Origin of the sequence: Dokdonia sp. R78006, assembly GCF_042466145.1 — a bacterium.
Taxonomy (GTDB): domain Bacteria; phylum Bacteroidota; class Bacteroidia; order Flavobacteriales; family Flavobacteriaceae; genus Dokdonia.
Window position 1 is genome coordinate 2,276,474 of sequence record NZ_JAXHBU010000001.1, and the last position, 20,077, is coordinate 2,296,550.

Here is a 20,077-nt window from a genome sequence, read left to right on the forward strand (position 1 = left end):
GGACATACTTGATATCAAGTATGTCCACTGTTTTTTTAAATATTTTATCTGAATTAACTTAATATGATAGTATTATGAAATTATATATAATGTGTTTTGTGTTTTTTTTTACGATGATTTCTGTAAATGCACAAACCTATAATGAGGATATTAAAGGAACTACTAAACTCACAAACGTAGAACTTGTAGAGAAAGATATTGTAACAAAAGCTGCTCTTGGTGATTTTGGAATAGGTACTGCAAAGAATACTAGGAATGCTACAATTCAGGGAAATAGTGTTTTTATTACGCAAATAGGAGACTTTAATGCTGCGTTGTTAAATGTAAAAAGTAGAGCAAGTGAAGTAAATATAGAGCAAAATGGAGACTTTAACTTTACGGGTTTGAATTATAATGTTGAAACTGTAATCACAGATATTAAACAGGAGGGTAATAGAAATGTAGTATTTGATATTGTTCAAGACAGAACAGCAAATATTTCATTAGATCTAGAGCAACAAGGAAATAATCTCAATTTTCAAAGATTAGGTTCTAATAGCCTTACAGAATCATTACAATTTATTCAAACAGCAGCATCACCATCATTAATAATTAGGAGTAGTACTAACGGAACACCAGATAATTAAAATTTTAAATACAGAGATAATTTTGAAGTTGTTTAAGAAGCTTATGTTACTGTTTTTCTTTTCATCCTTAGGGATGCAGGCGCAATATTATAATAAAGAAGTAGCTGCATCAGTAAGAATAGAAAGAAATAGCGAGTTTTTGAAGTTTTATGCATTAGCAGAAAATAAAACACCTGTCGAGTTACCTCTTGAATATGAATTTTTGATTTTCAAAACACAAGATGATGGTACTATACAAAAGGATAGTGATAAACAACGTTTTGTTTTAAAGCCGTATGAGAAAAAGGTATTGCAAACGTTGGTTTTGGGAAATGCGGTTACAAATAAAACAGTACTCGCATTACTCATTTTTGATAAAGATGGTAAACCTTTAGGTAAAGATCGAATAGTTCTAGAAAATGGGAGTCTTTCGGAAATTGATATCCAACTACCTAAGATGGATCTTTTTAGATCGAATGATCAAGCAAAACCGCAAGATGGCTTTGTCATAGAGGGGTTAGTAATCCAAAAAACAATTACAAAAGCGGGGAGAGATTTTTTTAAATATTTCTACTCGTTATACTTTAATAAATCTATCAAGTCACCTAAAGATATTATCATCGAAGAAGTGCCTGGTAAATCAAGAACAACATTAATAATAGTTAAGATTAACAATCAGATTGTATGGAAATTTTTCTCTCAACCTCAGCGTAAATTTTTGGAAGAGCAGGCACAGATTACAATTAGTAGAGTAGGTAAGTTATTGCAAGTTTTAGAACAACAAAAGGATCAAAAAATACAATATTGATATGAGAATACTACTTTTTTTATTCATGGCAGTAGGAGTTTCTGCTTTCGCTAAAGCACAACAATTTTCTTATAAACCTATAAGCCCTTTTTTTGGAGGAGATACTTTTAATTATCAGCAGATTATAACTTCTGTAACATTACAAAATAGCCTTTCGGAACCTGTTGATGAGCAAGAGGAGTTGTCAGAGTTACAACAATTTGGTAGAGAGCTTAATAGGAATTTATTAAATGCTATTGAGAGTCAGCTAAGCCAGGCACAACTAAACGCTTTAAATATTACTGAAGAGGGAACTTTTACATTTGGATCGCTCAATGTAGAGGTGTTTGAAACCTTTGAGGGATTAGTTATAAATATTTTGGACACCAATAATGGTGAAGAAACGCAAATAGTAGTACCTAACTAGAATTAACTGAATGTTTATGAGAATTTTACAAAAGTTGACACTTGTGACTGGCTTCTTTTTATTGTCTTCGTGTGGAGCTTATTTTAATCAGAAATTTGACCAGCAGCCTGCTCGAGTGGGGGAGTTTTCTAAAACTACAAAAAAGTTGTTAGATCTTCCAGAAGCATCATTGCCTGTAGAAGTAGCAGTTTATAATTTCAGTGATCAAACAGGCCAGTTCAAAGCTATTGAAACAGGAAGTACTTTTAGCACAGCCGTTACTCAAGGTGGAACAACTATTTTGATAAAAGCACTTGAGGATTCTGGATGGTTTAGACCTATTGAAAGAGAGAACTTAAGTAATCTATCTACAGAACGTAATATTATACGTAACACAAAACAGGAGTATATAAAAAACTCAGACCCCAATGAACCTCCTTTACCACCTTTGTTGTATGCAGGATTACTTCTAGAAGGAGGTATAGTTTCTTATGATACTAATATAGTTACAGGAGGTCTTGGCGTTAGATATTTTGGGTTAGGCGGATCTGCTAAATACAGACAAGATAGAATTACTGTTTATCTAAGAGCTGTATCAACAAGTAATGGTGAGATCTTAAAAACAATTTATGTTTCAAAAACAATATTATCACAGGCATTAGACGCAAGCTTTTTTAGATTTGTTAAGTTTCAACGATTGCTAGAGGCAGAAACGGGAATTACTCAAAATGAACCTGTTCAGATTGCTGTAAAAGATGCAATAGAACGGGCAGTACACGATTTAATAATGGAGGGGCTCATTGATCAATATTGGAGTGCAAAAGATGGTCGTGAAGTAAACGAAGAGCTCATTGAAAATTATTTGAAGGAAAAGGAGTTAGAAGAAAGTTCAGGTCTTTATGATAGAATGTTTGTAAATGATGAGTATGATACTCATGTTACACTTCAAGGTGGTGTGAACCTAATAGATGGTGATTTAACTCCAAATAAACCTGGTTTTATGTCAAAACTCACCATAGAGCAAGATGTTACAGATAAATTTAGTGTTGGTCTTTCTGGGAGTGTTTTTGAATTAAATAATGGTGACGCATACTCAAATATTATGGGTAGTGTAGATTTAAATGCAAGAATATTTTTATTGCCGAAAGATGATTTTGGTCCATATATATTTGGAGGACCTGGTCTGGTAGTTGATTTAATAGACTCTGCACAAGATGGATTAGGTCTTGGTAAAACTTTTCCAAAATTACAATACGGAGCAGGTTTACAATACAAGTTTTCACCTAGATTGAGCTTCACTGCTTTTGCCGAACATAATGTATTACTTAATGATGATATTGATTTCATTGATCAAGGTAAGCGCAATGATTTCTACTATAATTTTGGTTTTGGGTTGAGATACGGGCTAAATTTTAAAAGTCAAAAGAAGAAAGATAATGAGTCATTAGTAATTGAAAATTGAAGAATTTAAAGATGTCAATAATGAATAAGTACTTTTTAGTAATAGTCGCATTTGCAGTTTTATTATTCTTAGGTTGTTCTGAAGATACCATAGAGGCAGATGTATTCGGGTCAATCTCAGGAGTTGTTACAGCAGAAGACACAAACGAGCCATTAAATAATGTAAAGGTTTCTACTAGTCCTGCTAGTAATACCGTTTTCACAAATGAAGAAGGGAAATTTAGTATTTCTAATGTACTTGTTAATTCATATTCAGTGGAAGCCGAATTAGATAACTATAATACGGAGTTTGAGGGAGTAGAAGTTTTAGAAGGACTAAATTCTGAAGTTGCTATAGAATTAGTGCTCTCAAATACAGGAAATGGAGCTCCTAGTACACCTATTCTTCTAAGTCCTCTTGATGGGGCTATAGATGAGTTACTAGAAATTGAGTTTGCATGGAATTCAATAGATCCTGAGGACGATGAACTTACTTATACAATTCAATTAAGAAATGGATCTACAAATGAGATGGAAGAATTTCAAGTAGTGGGAGATACTACTTATACAGTAAATAATTTGAGTCTTGAGACCAATTATTTTTGGCAAGTTTCTGCAAAAGATGAACTTAATGAATCAGTAAGTTCAGGAATAAGTTCTTTTACTACATTTTCTGCTCAAAATAATCCTTTCTTATTTATAAAAAGAATAGACGGAAATAGTGTTATATTTTCTGGAGCAAATTCTGATGAGGTTAATGAAACCACTGATGCAAATGTTCTACAGCTTACAGACGAATCTAAAAATAGTTTTCGACCTAAGCGAAATAACAACGTCGCTAAAATTGCTTTTCTAAGAACTATAGGAGGAGAAAATCAAATTTTTACAATGAGTCTTGCTGGAGCAAATGAACAACAAATCACCTCTTCTGTCCCTGTTGCTGGATTTAGACAAGAAAGTATACAATTTACTTGGGCTGAAAATGGTCAACAGTTTTATTATCCAAACTTTGACAAACTATATGCTATTAATAATGATGGAAGCGGGTTATCTCAAATATATCAAACGAATGATGGGTCATTAATATCTGATGTAGCTGTTTCGTCATTCAATCCCGATACTATTATTTTAAAAACCAATGATGTTGACGGTTACAATGTTAGAGTATTTGCTATTTCTCAGAGCTCAGGTCAACTATTATACACAGTTTTAGAAAATCAACTCGGTGCAGTTTCGGGAATAGATGTAACTGCAAATATGGATAAAGTCCTCTATGCGCGTGATGTTTCAGGCTCAGAAAATGGAGATTATAGAATTTTCACAAGTCGAATTTTTGAATATAATGTAAATACTCAAGAGACCTCAGTGGTAGAGACAGAGGTAATAGCAGGGGAGAATGATCTTTTTCCTAGTTACTCTCCTGACGAAGGGAGAATTATATTGACAAGAGTTTTAAATAACCAAGGAGCAATACCTTCAATATATCTCGCCTTTCTGAATGATTCTGATGACAATGATGAACTATTTACAAACTCTCTTATGCCAGATTGGGAATAATAACGGTGATCAATGGTAAGTTGTTTATTAATATATAAACTCACAGGAATTTTATACGAAAGAGCGCATTTATTTAAGTGCGCTCTTCTTATTTACTTAATATTCTTTCTATCTATTTCGCTCGCATTGCTTTCTTAAAAACGCTTCTTGTAGTTTTATTTAATGCATAATCAAGTGGTTTCTTGCCTTTGTGATTCATTTGACTTAAGTCTGCACCATTAGTTATCAAAAGTTCAATTACAGGTAGCGCATATTCTTTTTGACTTGCTAGAATATGTAATGCTGTATTACCAGATGGATCTTGAATGTTTATGCGAGTGCCAAGTTCAATAAGCATCTGCATAATTAATTTACTGTCTTCAGTTAATGATCTACTTAGGGTATGTATTGGGTAATTACCATTATCAAAAGCAGTATTCAATTCTATCTCTGGCTGCTTCACAAGTAGTAGTACACCTTCAGTAAAATGATAATCTATAGCTATTCTTAAATGCTCTTGACTGCATAGCGCCCCACTTTTAATAAGTTCTTTAAGCGAACTTATCATTTTATAACGAATAGCATCTTCAATAGCTAGGGAAGGATTTGCTCCATTAGATAGTAATCTTTTTAGAACTCTCACGTTTCCTTTGCGTGCTGCACTTCGAGTAAAATCGTTATTTGGTAGACTAGATGAATGGTCCATCAGTAATAAAATGAGAGGTTCATTTTTAGTTTCCATTGCATTAGCTAGTGACTCATCAGCTTTAGCACCACTATTTAGTAAGGAGGTTACAATTTCTATATTTTCTGTTTCTGTTGCGTCAAGTATTGCTTGGTTGAGGTTAACTTCTCCTTGATTTACAAGTAACTCAACAAGACTTAGGTTTTCATTTGTAATTGCCGACTCAATGAGAAGTGGGTCTGTAGTGTCTGCTCCCATAGAGATTAAGTACTGACTTATTGTTTGGTTTTCTATAGTTATTGCTTTATTAATCCCTTTACTAGGATTACTATTATTAGAAACCAACAGTTTTACCATTTCCACATTCTCACCAGCTACAGCAAGCGGTAATAAATTATCAACATTTACTCCTTCTTTTTTTGTAGCAATCACAGACTCTGCAAATGGGAGGTTATTTTCTTTAATTGCTGCTGTCATGGCTACATCTGGATTTCCTTCATAAACGTGGAGCAAATCATTAAATAATTGAGCATCATCTTTTTGAGCAGCATAAAATAGGGCGCTGTCTGGAACAGCCTTATTTTGAAGAGCAATATTGATAGCTCTGACATTATCTTTTGTGATACCATACTCTAAAGACTCAGAAGCATTTCCACCATTTTTTAGTGAGATATCTAGGATTTCAAAATTATTGTTGTCTGTTGCTATATTGGAGATTTTATTACTGCTTACACGTGCATTCTTATTGATAAAGTAATTGAATAACTCTGTGTTATTAAGTATTGATGTGACTTCAAGAGTATTTTCATTTGCTTCAGTTACTGGTATGATGATGTTTTTAAGCACTTCATTACCATTTCTTAGAGCGCTATCTAAAAGAGATGCATCTGCGGTTGCACCTAGTATTGTAAATTTTTCAGCGAGCTCAGCATCATTGTTTTCCACGGCTAGAGATAGTTCTTTTTTACCTGCTTCAAATGCATCAAACTCAACACTCATTAAAGCTTTGACAGATGGATAGTGATAGGTGTCTAGTGCAAATGATAAATCATTGTTTACAGGAGTAGCTCCTTCCCTCAGTAGCGCATAAATAATAGGTTCACTTTGAAAAGCAACTGCTTTATAAATCATATTATTTTTAAAAGGAGCACCTCTTTCTAAAAGGATTAATACTTTTTGTTCATCAAAATACTCTTTGAGGAACAGCAAGTCGAGATCCTCACTATTTGGTATTACTCCTTTATCTAGTACAAAATTTAGTATTTGTGAAGATTGTTTTGAAGTAATAATAGCAGCGATTAAACCCGGGATTCTCCTAGTTGCATTTTGTGCCAATAAAGTTTTCATGCGAGCTAGATCGCCTATGTTTGCAGCTCTTACAATTTCTGTTTGTAATGCAGTATTGTAATGTTGTGCGCTATTTTCTAATAATTTTTTTTCCTTTTCTAGAGACAATACGTAAGCCACTTCATAAATATCGCCGTCTATAGTCGTTATCTCCACATCTTTATGAATATCCCTTACGAGTGCTTCTTTATAAAAAGTTTTTGCTTCTTCCGGACCAGAAACTCGTAAGCGCTTGCGTTCTCTGCTTTTGACTAGTTTTTTTGTGTCATCCCATACACTTACATATCCTTTTTCTAAGTCCTCAGGTTTTGCTGTAATGATGACTTGTTTATTGAGTTTTATTTCTTCGTCAGTGATTAAGGTTTCTAGCCGTACACCGCCACGGTCTATAAGTGGTGCTGTGCGTAACATGGCTTCATCTTTTGAAAATCCTCCAAAAAATAAATCACCCGTATAGGCATCTACATCGCTTGAGGTAACACCAGCACTTTTTTTAATTAGTCTGTCGATAGATTGTTTGAAACGCAAGGAATATTTAGTAAAATAAGCAGAAGGTTGCGGGGCATATAATTGATTTTTAGAAGTACGTATAGCTATGTTAATAACACTATCTAGTAATTGTATTTTCCTTTCTTTATCCTGTATATCTGCTGTAGTGAGGTTTCTTAATGCCTTGGTCCAGGGTTGTAATGTGACATCTATGGCTGCAGCATTATTTTTTAAAGTAGTTTGCCAGTCTGTAAACCAGGTCGCGTTTGTATCACCTCCCTTTGTAAATGAGCTGCTAGATCCAGCGGTAATGTATGGGTCTGTATCCTCTTTATTTTGGTGTGATGCACTAATGTCTTCTATTACTTTTTCCTTAAATAAGTCACGATCATACGGAGAGTATATGAAATCGTCATTTTTTATTAAGTTTCTCTTTAAGAAAAGACCTCCATAAATGACTTCATGAGCATAATGTGTGCCGTAACGATATATAAATCCTTCTGGAGTGATATCGCGTCCTAGTCTTTTAAAATCTTCAACCATTGCACTATCTAGTACGTTAGAAGAAACAGCTACAAGTATATCTTTTGATAATGGTATTTGTTTTTTAGTATAGACTAAGAGGGTTTTATTTGACTCATCGTTATTAAAGCCTTTGTAATGTGCTTCACTATTTAACGCATGATAGGGTTTTGAAAGCGTATCGGCATTTAAAATTTGTTTTTCAAAATCGTAGGGAGACGTTATAAAATGAAAACTCTCCACTGGGCTAGTATCAAGAGAAGTACTATGTATGGATCCATAGATAAGTTGCTTTCCTTTTGAAGATCCTAGCCAGTCTAAGGCATCAACATAACGTATGTCAAAACCCTGCCCAATGAGATTAGGATTTTGTGGTTGCTGGCAGAATAAAGGGTTATTTAAAATTAATAGGAATAGGGGGAGCATAAAGTATTCCTTTCGGAAAAAGCGTGTAGTCTCCAAAGGCAAAGGTGTTAGTTAAATAAAATGGTCAATAAGTATCTAAAATACTTATAAAAAAGCTAAGAAAAAATTCAATTAGATTAAGGTGTAAATAACTGGATTAAAGAGGGTTTGAAGTAAAATGTTTGTAAGAAACGACTGATTTTTAATGGTTTTTATCACGCTTTCGCGAAAGCGTAATTATAAAATACACCATAGAAATAATTATTTTAGAAACTTGGTCAAACTGTTTGTAAATCAATTTTAAAGCCCATTATATAATCCCTATTTTTGCGATGTAAAATTTATAGATGAGCCAAGAAATTTCTAAACGATACGCACAACGCGGAGTCTCTGCAGGTAAGGAAGATGTGCACAATGCCATTAAAAATGTAGACAAGGGATTATTTCCTAAAGCATTTTGTAAGATTGTACCAGACGCACTTACGGGAGACGAGGATTACTGTCTTGTAATGCATGCAGATGGGGCAGGAACAAAATCTGCTCTTGCATACATGTACTGGAAAGAAACTGGTGATATCTCTGTATGGAAAGGCATCGCTCAAGATGCTCTTATCATGAATATAGATGATCTATTATGTGTGGGTGCAACAGACCATATCATGCTATCATCAACAATAGGGCGTAACAAGAATGTAATTCCGGGTGAAGTTATTTCGGCCATTATTAATGGATCTGAAGAACTTTTGGCAGAGTTAAAATCTTACGGTGTTACAATTCACTCTACAGGTGGAGAAACAGCAGATGTAGGTGATCTTGTGCGCACAATCATTGTAGACTCTACTGTTACGGCACGTATGAAGCGCAGCGATGTTATTGATAATGCTAACATACGTCCCGGAGATGTTATTGTAGGTCTTTCATCAAGCGGTCAAGCGACTTACGAAAAAGAATATAATGGAGGTATGGGGAGTAACGGACTTACTTCTGCACGTCACGATGTATTTGATAAGTACCTTGCACAAAAATATCCAGAGAGTTTTGACGCAGCAGTACCAGAAGACTTGGTATATAGCGGTTCAAAAAAACTTACAGATTCAGTAACTGGGAGTCCTCTAGACGCTGGTAAGCTAGTGCTTTCTCCTACGAGAACCTATGCGCCCATTATTAAAGATATTTTATCTAAATATAACTCAGACAGTATACACGGTATGGTACACTGTAGTGGTGGTGCTCAAACAAAAATTTTACATTTTGTAGAGGACTTACATATTATCAAGGATAATCTATTTGAAACTCCGCCACTTTTTAAACTTATACAAGAAGAGAGTGGTACAGACTGGAAAGAGATGTACCAAGTGTTTAATATGGGACATCGTATGGAGATCTACTGCCCGCAAGAGATAGCTCAAGAGCTTATAAAGATCTCAACATCTTATAATGTTGATGCACAAATAGTAGGTAGAGTAGAGGCTTCTCAAAGTGGAAAGAGGCTTACCATAACTAGTGATAAAGGAACTTTTACTTATTAATATATAGTCTATAAAGTACCTTTTAAAAGAGGGATGTTGTTATAACACAGAAGGCCTGTATTCTTTGCAGGCCTTTTTTTATGCACAAGAAATAGGGTGCTAAGTTTTGTTTCACACATGGTAATAATTTGCTTTTAGGAAAGTTAGCTGTTTGTTTTAGGATTTTTTTATGATTTCAGAAATCTGCTGACTATCATTTTTTCGTATATTTTCTATTCCAAGTCAAACGATTATTTAACTACCCCTAATTAGTCAAATAACTATCCGTATGGAGAAAATTACATCCGCTATAAAATGTAGGAGATTACCATTAATCATCGGTTTTGTAATCTTGATTAATATAGTAGCTGTATTTACCTCAGATTTAGAGATTATGAGGATAATACGCTTACTTACAATTGGAGTATATGTAGCCTACTATCTTTTAAGCGTATCTCAAAGAAGTCTTATAGTCCTTGTAATATTATTTAGTTTGCTAGCTAGAGATATAGCGGTGCTATTTTATGAGACTAATGTAGGACATACATTATACCTTATATTAGGTATTGCGGCATATGCAACTATCTGTTTAGAAAGAGGAGATATACTTAAAGTGATAAGTAGAGATAAAAGTGCTTTGATTTTTACACTTGCATTTGTTGTTCTCAATACATTTGCCCTAAGTGAAATTGCTAGTTTTATTAATGTAGGGTTCCAAGGTCCATTTGACCCTTTTTTATTTTATGTGTATGGTGTGTTTATGATTGTTTTTGGAGCAACAGCAATCATTTATAATCAAGTGTATAATAGTAATAGATCTCTTGCTTATATATTATTTATGATTAGTTTTCTTACCAGTGATGTCACCTCGTTATTTGCATATTACTTTGGATATGAGATGCTTTTTTACGTAGACCGTGTTGCTTATGCAGTAGGATTAGGTCTTTTTTCTTATACAGTTATTGAAACTAGTAGTCAGCTTGAAGAAGCAGAGCAATATGATATGTTATCTTAATGAGCTGGGGTGCTTTTTTTAATTACCAACTTCTCTATAATTATTTCTTTACTGTGACCGCATCGCTTTATTAATGCAATGTACGACACGTGTGATTGTATTAATTTGGGTTGTAAATATCTTTATTTAAGCTGTTTATCATTATTTAGTTTTGTTAAAGTCTATCTGAGGCGGTATTTATATTTTTACTTTTACTTACTTTTATTAACAAGTAAAATGCTTTTAGTGTTCCCCCAACCAATAATTGACTAATGCAATTTTTATTACGTAAAGCAGGTAAATATTTACCATTAATAACTCTAGGTCTTATAGTATTAAACATACTGTCTGTTTATTTAGGGCGTCATGTTTATCTCTTAAGATACATGCAACTTTTTACAGTACTAGTCTTTCTCATTTACTACGTAATCAAAGCACCTCGTGTTAGGTTTATAGTGATTGCAATTTTAGTAATGCTATCGCTGCGAGAATTTTCCGTTTTCTACTACTATAAAAACTTTGGGCAGATAGCTTATATCCTTCTTGGCTGTGTGACTTATAGCCTTATTATTATAAAGCGGCTAGATATGTTTAATGCATTTTTAAAAGATAGAGCTGCGATACTACTTACTTTAGTCTTTATTGGTCTCAATATGCTTATACTTAATGAACTAATATCTCAGGTAAAGGAAGGTTACGAAGGGTCTTTTCAGTCTGGTCTCGTGTTCCTTTTTGGAATTATCATAAGTTTATTAGGAGCAATAGCAGTGTTATATAACCAGGTTATTAATAGTGATAGATCATTAGCTTTTCTGTTTTTTGTGTTTTGTTTTATCTTTTCGGACGTGGCATCTCTTATTGGGTACTATTTTGGAATTAGTTTCTTCTATTATATTGATTTTGTTAGTGCCGCATTAGGATTGGCCTTTTTTATATACACGGTTTTGGATGTAGATAATAAAGAAGAAGAGAAGAATCAACTTACTCAATCGTATTAATCACTATTTCTTTTTTGCTTTCGCGAAAGCGTATATAGACCTCCATTTAGCTTTCATTCCTTGTTTAAATTATCGTAAATTCGCTACTTATTATAGAAAGTAGATGTTAGAAAAATTACAGATAGTAAAGCAACGTTTTGATGAGATAAGTGATCTCATCATACAACCAGATATTATAACAGATCAAAAGCGCTATGTCCAGCTCAATAAGGAATATAGCGATCTTAAGGCACTCATGGAAGTGCGTGAGGTATATATAGAGCTTAGTGAAAACCTCAAAGAAGCCGAAGAAATCATAGCCGATGGTAGTGATGCAGAAATGGTTGAAATGGCCAAGATGCAATACGATGAGGCAAAAACTGGTATTCCTGAACTTGAGGAAAAAATCAGAATGATGCTTATTCCTAAGGATCCAGAAGATGCAAAGAACGTCGTTGTAGAAATACGCGCTGGAACTGGTGGTGATGAAGCAAGTATTTTTGCGGGAGACTTATACAGAATGTATACGAAGTATGTAGATTCTGTCCCAGGATGGAAACATAGCACGGTAGATTATTCTGAAGGTACTTCTGGAGGATTTAAAGAAATCCAATTTGAAATTACAGGGCAAGATGTATACGGTACTATGAAGTTTGAAGCTGGAGTACACCGTGTACAGCGAGTACCGCAAACAGAAACTCAAGGTCGTGTGCATACCAGTGCTGCAACAGTAATGGTACTTCCAGAAGCAGAGGAGTTTGATGTTCAAATAGAGCCTAAAGATGTACGTGTAGATTTTTTCTGTTCTTCTGGACCAGGTGGGCAGTCTGTAAACACAACATACTCTGCAGTACGATTAACACACATCCCTACAGGACTTGTAGCGCAGTGTCAAGACCAAAAATCTCAACATAAAAACAAGGAGAAGGCTTTTAAAGTACTACGCTCACGTTTATATGATATGGAACTTGCTAAGAAGCAAGAAGAAGATGCGGCAAAACGTAACTCACAAGTAAGTAGTGGTGACCGTAGTGCAAAGATTCGTACGTATAACTATCCTCAAGGACGTGTAACGGATCACCGTATTGGATTAACATTATACGATTTACAGAATATCGTAAATGGTGATATTCAAAAAATTCTTGAAGAGTTAAGACTTGTTGAGAATACAGAGAAACTCAAATTTACTGAAGGAGAATTATAGCATAATAAAGCTGACTATTATCTAGATCTGAAATAAACGACAATGAAAACAGCTGATTTAATTACCCAAATTAAAAAGAAGCAATCTTTTTTAATAGTTGGTCTAGATACAGATCTTGATAAGATTCCTGCGCATTTATTGAAAGAGGAAGATCCTATTTTTGCTTTTAACAAAGCGATTATAGATGCCACACACGATTTATGTGTTGGTTATAAACCTAATACTGCATTTTATGAAGCTTATGGTATCAAAGGATGGCAGGCGCTAGAGAAAACAATTAACTATATAAACGAAAAGTATCCAGAGCAATTCACGATTGCAGATGCAAAACGTGGAGATATAGGGAATACATCTACTCGATATGCTAAGGCATTTTTTGAGGACTTGAGCTTTGACTCTGTAACGGTTGCTCCATACATGGGTAAAGATTCTGTAGAGCCATTTCTGGAATTTAATGACAAGCACACTATATTGCTTGCGCTTACTTCAAATAAGGGAGCCTTCGATTTTCAAACAAAGGAGATTGACGGTAAAGAAGTGTACAAGCACGTACTTGAAACCTCTAAGTCATATACCAATAGTGAGCAGCTTATGTATGTAGTAGGTGCTACAAAAGCTGAGTACCTCACAGATATACGTGCTATTATTCCTGAGGCATTCTTACTCGTACCAGGAGTAGGAGCGCAGGGAGGTAGCCTGCGTGAAGTTTGTAAATACGGAATGACTAAAGATATAGGGCTTCTTGTTAATTCTTCTCGAGGTATTATTTACAATTCTCAAGGAGAAGACTTCGCCATCGCCGCGCGTAATGTTGCACAGCAAATGCAAGAAGAAATGAGAGAGCTCATTATAGAACATATCTAATATGAACATTACAGATCAAATAGGCACTCGTCTAGAGTTTGATCATACACCACTGCGCATTGTTTCTTTAGTACCTAGCCAGACAGAACTTCTAGTTCACCTGGGGTTAGAAGAGTGCATTGTGGGTGTTACAAAATTTTGTGTTCATCCATTGCATCTGCGTGGTGATAAAGAAGTAGTGGGAGGCACGAAGCAAGTAGATATTGCAAAAATCTCCGCGCTACAGCCAGATATTATTCTTTGCAATAAAGAAGAAAACACAAAAGAGATTGTAGAAAGTTTGCGGGCTATTGCTCCGGTACACACATCAGATATTATAAGCGTACAAGAGTCTCTAGATCTCATACTACAATACGGAGTAATTTTTAAAAAAGAGGAAGAAGCTCAACAGCTAGTTACCGCTATTACAAATGAGCGCAATCAATTTTTAAAGGAGCTAAAGACATCTACTCAAGGTCATGTAGGCTACTTTATCTGGAAAGAACCAATGATGGTTGCCGGTGCACATACTTTTATAAACACACTATTAGAAGAAGCAGGTTTTAAAAATGCTTTTACTTCTTTAGAAGGTAGATACCCAGAGGTCCAAACAGAACAGTTAGCAAATCTTGATTACATCTTCTTATCATCAGAGCCTTTTCCATTTAAGGAAGAACATATCGCATTATTCAAAAAAAATACCACTGCTAGAGTGGTATTAGTAGACGGTGAGTATTTCTCATGGTATGGGAGTAGGCTTCTTAAGGCATACTCATACTTTAGAAATTTACGATCACAACTAGAATTGCAAGAACTTTAATTTTGAATCAAGTTGAAGTGCTTCAAAGGTAAGTACATCGCTTTGCTCGTGATCTGTGTATTTTAAATTATAGGCCTCTTCTACAAGTTTTTTGTGCTTGCGCTCCATGTAGGTCTTGATGCGCTGGTGTTTATACTGGGAATTCATAATACAAGTAGGTTAATTTGGGGTTAAACTTATTTTCTCTACTTAAATGTATTAAAAAAAAACCAATCTGAAATACTATAACTGCATAAAAATCAAGTGATTAATGTAAGAATAATCTTATTAATCTTGAAGTGCAAATACACGCTGTAAAAGATCTGTAGTCCTACTTTGTGTTTTTGTACGGATTTCCTTTTCTTCTACCGCAATCATTTTATAAACTCCTTCAAGAGCTTGTTGCGTTACATAATCTGTAAGGTCAGGGTTTACATCATTAGTAAGTGGTAACTCGTTATACTTTGTAATTAGGTTAGTCCATATTTGATCTGCACCTACTTTTGCAAAGCTATTTTTTATCACAGGATTAAACTTTCCATAAAGTGCTGTTTGTGTTTTTCCTTCTAAGTATGAGGTAGCAGCATTATCAGATCCTAATAAAATGTTACGCACATCTATAAATGTTATTTCTTTTACAGCATTTACAAAGATAGGCGTTGCTTCACTCACTGCATCTTCGGCAGCGCGGTTTAGGGCTTTGATACCTTCATCTGCAAGACTTCCTAAGCCTATTGCTCTTAGTGTTTTATCTACTTTTTGTAACTCTTCTGGAAGTAATATTTTTACCAATTCGTTTTTATAAAACCCATCTGTAGACGTAAGTTTTGTTACCTGTTTATCAATTCCAAAGTCTAACGCTTGCTTGAGACCGTTACCTATCATTTGGTTACTAATTCCAGAAGTTCCAGATTCTGTAGGTAAACTATCTATTACGCCTTGCAATTCGGCACAAGAGATTAGTGAAAACAAAACAAATACAGCGATAATCTTTTTCATGATACTATGGGTTTTTAATGTGTGGTAAAGATAGTTTTTAATTGCGCTTTCGCGAAAGCGCAACTCAGCTTATTCATATGTTAAGTAAAAATCACCGTCTTATTACCGTAAACAAAACACTTGTGCTGTGCGTGTAATTTTATGGCTCTTGAGAGTACAATCTTCTCCAGGTCTCTACCTTTTGCAATAAGGTCTGGAATGGTGTGGCTGTGAGTTACACGTATGGTGTCTTGCTCGATAATAGGGCCCGCGTCTAGTTCTTCTGTCACATAGTGACTTGTGGTCCCTATAATTTTTACACCACGAGCAAATGCTGCATGATAAGGCTTTGCGCCTACAAAGGCAGGTAAAAAGGAGTGATGTATGTTTATAATGCGATGCGTGTATTCACTTATAATAGTAGGCGTCACAATCTGCATATAGCGAGCAAGAACTATAAAATCAACCTTAAATTCTCGCAGTAAGTCTAGCTGGCGTTGCTCTGCGAGTGCCTTCGTATCTTTTGTAACGGGAATATGGTAAAATGGGATATCAAAATTTGCTGCAATATGAGCTAGATCCTTGTGATTACTCACAATAAACGGGATGTTTACTTGGAGTTCTCCGGCATTATAACGACCCAGAATATCATAGAGGCAGTGGTCGTATTTTGAAACAAAAATTGCCATTTGCAGTTTTTGCGTAGCAGGATATAACTGCCATTGCATCTCAAATGGATTTCCTATGTCTTGAGCGAAAGTTTTTGTAAAAAGCTCCACATTAAAATCTGCTTGTTCAAAAAAGCACTCTAATCGCATGAAGAACACATTTTCTTGCGCATCTACATGTTGATCTATGTAGGTGGTGTTTCCGCCATGATCAAGTATGAAATTAGTCACAGAAGCGATGATTCCCTTTTGATCTTTGCAATGTATAAGCAGTGTAAGATGTGCCATAAATCAGATTTTTATTACCTCTAAATTGCAATTATTATTACGCAATTCAGCTATAAACAATCCTTTTTGTGTTATTCATATTCAAGCGTCGTTTTTACTGATTATTACGTAAATTTACATCATCAAACACACCAATAATTACAGATGGAACAAGCTACTCCTTACACACCAAAATATAAAGTTAGAATAGTTACTGCAGCTGCACTCTTTGATGGTCACGATGCCGCTATAAATATTATGCGTCGTATCATTCAGAGCACAGGCGTTGAGGTGATCCATTTGGGTCACGATCGCTCGGTAGAAGAAGTGGTAAATACCGCAATACAAGAAGATGCAAATGCAATTGCGATAACCTCTTATCAAGGTGGCCACAATGAGTATTTTAAATATATGTATGATCTTCTTAAAGAGAAGGGAGCATCACATATTAAAATCTTCGGAGGTGGAGGTGGTGTGATCTTGCCAGAAGAGATTCAAGAACTCATGGACTATGGGATTACCCGTATCTACGCTCCAGATGATGGACGTGCCATGGGATTACAAGGGATGATTAATGATCTTGTACAAAAATCTGACTATGCCATAGGAGATAAGCTTGATGTAACTGTAGATAGCTTACGCGAAAAAGTGCCTACGGCAATCGCTAGAGTAATTTCTGCTGCCGAAAACTTTCCAGAGGTTGCAAAGGATACGCTTGACGCAATTCATAAAAAGAATGAAAACTCGCTTACACCCGTACTTGGTATTACAGGTACAGGAGGTGCAGGAAAGTCATCTCTTGTAGACGAACTAGTACGTAGATTTCTAATTGACTTCCCAGAGAAGCAAATAGGATTGATTTCTGTAGATCCTTCTAAGCGTAAAACTGGAGGAGCTCTACTAGGAGATCGTATCCGTATGAATGCGATTAATAGTGACCGTGTTTACATGCGCTCACTAGCAACTCGCCAGAGTAATCTTGCACTTTCTAAGTATGTAGGAGAGGCTATTGAGGTATTAAAAGCAGCCGAGTATGACTTAATCATTCTTGAGACTTCGGGAATAGGACAGTCTGATACAGAGATTATAGAACACAGTGATGTTTCTTTATATGTGATGACACCAGAATTTGGTGCAGCAACACAGCTAGAGAAAATCGATATGCTTGACTTTGCAGATCTAGTAGCTATCAACAAGTTTGATAAGCGTGGATCACTAGATGCATTACGTGATGTAAAGAAGCAGTACATGCGCAATAATAATTTGTGGGATGTACATCAAGATGATTTGCCAGTATTTGGTACCATTGCGAGCCAGTTTAATGATCCAGGAATGAACACGCTTTATAAGCGTATCATGGAGAAAGTAAACGCAGTAAACGAGTCTGATCTTACGAGTACGTTTGAGATCAGCCAAGAGATGAGTGAGAAAATCTTTGTGATTCCTCCATCTCGCACGCGTTACCTAAGTGAGATTGCAGAGAGCAACCGTGCATATGACGCTTTCGCGAAAGCGCAACAAGAAACAGCACAACGTCTCTACGGAATTTATAAGACCATAGAAACTATTGCCGGTACAGCTCCAGCACTAGACAAAGCAGGAGTACAGTTAGCCGACTTTACAACTGAAAACACAGAAGAAGATAAAGACCTTATTAAATTGTTGCTAGCACAGTTTGACCGAGTAAAAATGGATCTTGATCCGTATAACTGGGAAGTTATCACTGGTTGGGAAGAAAAAGTAAATAGATACAAAGCACCTGTGTATACCTTTAAGGTAAGAGATAAGGAGATTAAAATCCCTACGCACAGCGCATCGCTATCACATACAGAAATCCCTAAAATAGCATTACCTAAGTACCAAGCCTGGGGAGACATTTTAATCTGGTGTTTACAAGAAAACGTACCAGGAGAATTCCCATACACAGCAGGGCTATATCCTTTTAAACGTACGGGAGAAGATCCTACACGAATGTTTGCAGGAGAAGGAGGACCAGAGCGTACTAACAGACGTTTTCACTATGTAAGTGCTGGATTACCAGCTAAGCGTTTGAGTACGGCTTTTGACTCTGTGACGTTATACGGTAATGATCCAGGAATGCGTCCAGATATCTATGGAAAAATAGGAAATGCAGGAGTAAGTATTTGCTGTCTTGATGATGCAAAGAAGCTCTATTCTGGTTTTGACTTAAGTCATGCAATGACATCGGTAAGTATGACCATAAACGGGCCAGCACCTATGTTACTTGGTTTCTTTATGAATGCCGCTATCGATCAAAACTGTGAGAAGTACATTAAAGAAAACGAACTAGAAGCAGAGGTAGAAGCAAAAATCGCAGCTATCTACAAAGGAAAAACACGTCCAGCATACCAAGGCGATCTTCCAGAAGGAAATGATGGTCTAGGTTTAATGCTACTGGGAGTAACGGGTGATCAAGTATTACCAGCAGATGTGTACAGCCGCATAAAAGTAGAGACACTCACACAAGTGCGTGGTACGGTACAAGCAGATATTCTCAAAGAAGATCAGGCGCAAAATACCTGTATCTTCTCTACAGAGTTTGCACTGCGCTTAATGGGAGATGTACAAGAGTACTTTATCGAGCAAAAGGTGCGTAACTTCTATAGTGTGTCTATCTCTGGATATCACATTGCAGAGGCAGGAGCAAACCCTATCACACAACTAGCACTTACATTGTCTAACGGATTTACCTATGTAGAGTACTACCTAAGCCGTGGGATGGATATCAATAAATTTGGTCCTAACTTATCGTTCTTTTTCTCAAACGGAATCGATCCAGAATATGCGGTAATAGGTCGTGTTGCTCGTAAGATTTGGGCAAAGGCAATGAAGGAAAAGTACAAAGCAAACTCACGTGCACAGATGCTTAAGTACCACATCCAGACATCTGGACGTAGCTTACACGCACAAGAGATTGACTTTAACGACATCCGTACTACTCTGCAAGCATTATATGCGATTTATGATAACTGTAACTCGTTACACACAAATGCATATGATGAGGCGATTACAACGCCTACAGAAGAGAGTGTACGTCGTGCAATGGCAATACAGCTTATTATCAATAAAGAGCTAGGACTTACTAAAAATGAAAACCCAATACAGGGATCATTCATTATAGAAGAGCTTACAGAGCTTGTAGAAGAAGCAGTCTTACTAGAATTTGACCGAATCACAGAGCGTGGAGGAGTTTTAGGAGCAATGGAAACTATGTACCAGCGTTCTAAAATTCAAGAAGAAAGCTTGTATTATGAAACGCTTAAGCACAACGGTGAGTTCCCAATAATAGGAGTAAATACTTTCTTGAGTTCAAAAGGAAGTCCTACCGTGCGCCCTGCAGAAGTAATTAGAGCTACCGAAGAGGAGAAGCAATATCAAATCGATATGCTTAATCACCTCCACAAGGAGAAAGCAGATAAGATAGAAGCACAACTTGAGACGATACAAGATGCAGCGATTAATAACCGTAACATTTTTGAAGAACTTATGGAGGCGACTAAGGTTTGTTCTCTAGGGCAAATCACAAGTGCCCTCTTTGAAGTAGGAGGACAGTACAGACGTAATATGTAAGACTAGATGATAGTTATTAAAAAAAG

General features: G+C 35.8%; 16 protein-coding genes. 12 read left to right on the top strand and 4 right to left on the bottom strand.

Translation table 11 applies throughout. The annotated features are described in order from the left end of the window. The first annotated feature begins 74 nt into the window (after window positions 1–74). From SJY37_RS10195 to SJY37_RS10215, 5 genes are read left to right on the top strand one after another with little or no spacing between them, the layout of a single operon-like run. A complete protein-coding gene (locus SJY37_RS10195) occupies window positions 75–626 on the top strand; it encodes a hypothetical protein (RefSeq protein WP_298325616.1) in 552 nt (183 codons plus the stop codon). 43 nt (window positions 627–669) lie between these two features. After that, entirely contained in the window at window positions 670–1,413 is a 744-nt protein-coding gene (locus SJY37_RS10200) for a CsgE family curli-type amyloid fiber assembly protein (protein ID WP_379953043.1), read from the top strand. A 1-nt stretch (window position 1,414) separates the two neighbouring features. Beyond that, a complete protein-coding gene (locus SJY37_RS10205) occupies window positions 1,415–1,819 on the top strand; it encodes a curli assembly protein CsgF (protein WP_298325611.1) in 405 nt (134 codons plus the stop codon). Window positions 1,820–1,835: 16 nt separating this feature from the next. After that, window positions 1,836–3,260, top strand: coding sequence for a CsgG/HfaB family protein (locus tag SJY37_RS10210; RefSeq protein ID WP_298325608.1), 1,425 nt, complete (start codon window positions 1,836–1,838; stop codon window positions 3,258–3,260). Between the two features lie 20 nt (window positions 3,261–3,280). Further along, window positions 3,281–4,795 (top strand): carboxypeptidase regulatory-like domain-containing protein, encoded by a 1,515-nt coding sequence (locus tag SJY37_RS10215; RefSeq protein ID WP_298325605.1) that lies wholly within the window; start codon window positions 3,281–3,283, stop codon window positions 4,793–4,795. A 112-nt stretch (window positions 4,796–4,907) separates the two neighbouring features. Here the strand turns inward: SJY37_RS10215 and SJY37_RS10220 are convergent, their stop codons facing one another. Then, complete coding sequence (locus SJY37_RS10220) at window positions 4,908–8,243, bottom strand: MAC/perforin domain-containing protein (RefSeq protein WP_298325599.1); 3,336 nt, start codon at window positions 8,241–8,243, stop codon at window positions 4,908–4,910. Window positions 8,244–8,569: 326 nt separating this feature from the next. Between SJY37_RS10220 and SJY37_RS10225 the strand changes: the two genes are divergently transcribed. The 6 genes from SJY37_RS10225 (at window position 8,570) to SJY37_RS10250 (ending at window position 14,568) form a co-directional block, all read left to right on the top strand. Continuing rightward, complete coding sequence (locus SJY37_RS10225; RefSeq protein ID WP_298325597.1) at window positions 8,570–9,751, top strand: AIR synthase related protein; 1,182 nt, start codon at window positions 8,570–8,572, stop codon at window positions 9,749–9,751. 268 nt (window positions 9,752–10,019) lie between these two features. Next, on the top strand, window positions 10,020–10,745 hold the full coding sequence (locus SJY37_RS10230; RefSeq protein WP_298325595.1) for a hypothetical protein: 726 nt from the start codon (window positions 10,020–10,022) through the stop codon (window positions 10,743–10,745). A gap of 251 nt (window positions 10,746–10,996) precedes the next feature. Then, entirely contained in the window at window positions 10,997–11,722 is a 726-nt protein-coding gene (locus SJY37_RS10235; protein ID WP_298325593.1) for a hypothetical protein, read from the top strand. A 103-nt stretch (window positions 11,723–11,825) separates the two neighbouring features. After that, window positions 11,826–12,905, top strand: coding sequence for a peptide chain release factor 1 (prfA, locus tag SJY37_RS10240; RefSeq protein WP_298325592.1), 1,080 nt, complete (start codon window positions 11,826–11,828; stop codon window positions 12,903–12,905). A 42-nt stretch (window positions 12,906–12,947) separates the two neighbouring features. After that, on the top strand, window positions 12,948–13,769 hold the full coding sequence (pyrF, locus tag SJY37_RS10245; protein WP_298325590.1) for an orotidine-5'-phosphate decarboxylase: 822 nt from the start codon (window positions 12,948–12,950) through the stop codon (window positions 13,767–13,769). A 1-nt stretch (window position 13,770) separates the two neighbouring features. Next, complete coding sequence (locus SJY37_RS10250) at window positions 13,771–14,568, top strand: ABC transporter substrate-binding protein (protein ID WP_298325585.1); 798 nt, start codon at window positions 13,771–13,773, stop codon at window positions 14,566–14,568. On the opposite strand, the gene SJY37_RS10255 is transcribed toward SJY37_RS10250, so the two are convergent. From SJY37_RS10255 to purU, 3 genes are all read right to left on the bottom strand, one after another. After that, window positions 14,548–14,715, bottom strand: a complete 168-nt coding sequence (locus SJY37_RS10255; protein WP_013749631.1) for a Lacal_2735 family protein — start codon at window positions 14,713–14,715, stop codon at window positions 14,548–14,550. The genes SJY37_RS10250 and SJY37_RS10255 overlap by 21 nt on opposite strands. Before the next feature lie 120 nt (window positions 14,716–14,835). After that, window positions 14,836–15,546, bottom strand: a complete 711-nt coding sequence (locus SJY37_RS10260; RefSeq protein WP_298325581.1) for a DUF4197 domain-containing protein — start codon at window positions 15,544–15,546, stop codon at window positions 14,836–14,838. An 80-nt stretch (window positions 15,547–15,626) separates the two neighbouring features. Next, window positions 15,627–16,481, bottom strand: a complete 855-nt coding sequence (purU, locus tag SJY37_RS10265) for a formyltetrahydrofolate deformylase (protein ID WP_298325579.1) — start codon at window positions 16,479–16,481, stop codon at window positions 15,627–15,629. A gap of 144 nt (window positions 16,482–16,625) precedes the next feature. On the opposite strand from purU, the gene SJY37_RS10270 reads away from it, so the two are divergent. Beyond that, on the top strand, window positions 16,626–20,051 hold the full coding sequence (locus SJY37_RS10270; protein ID WP_298325576.1) for a methylmalonyl-CoA mutase family protein: 3,426 nt from the start codon (window positions 16,626–16,628) through the stop codon (window positions 20,049–20,051). Window positions 20,052–20,077 lie beyond the last annotated feature (26 nt).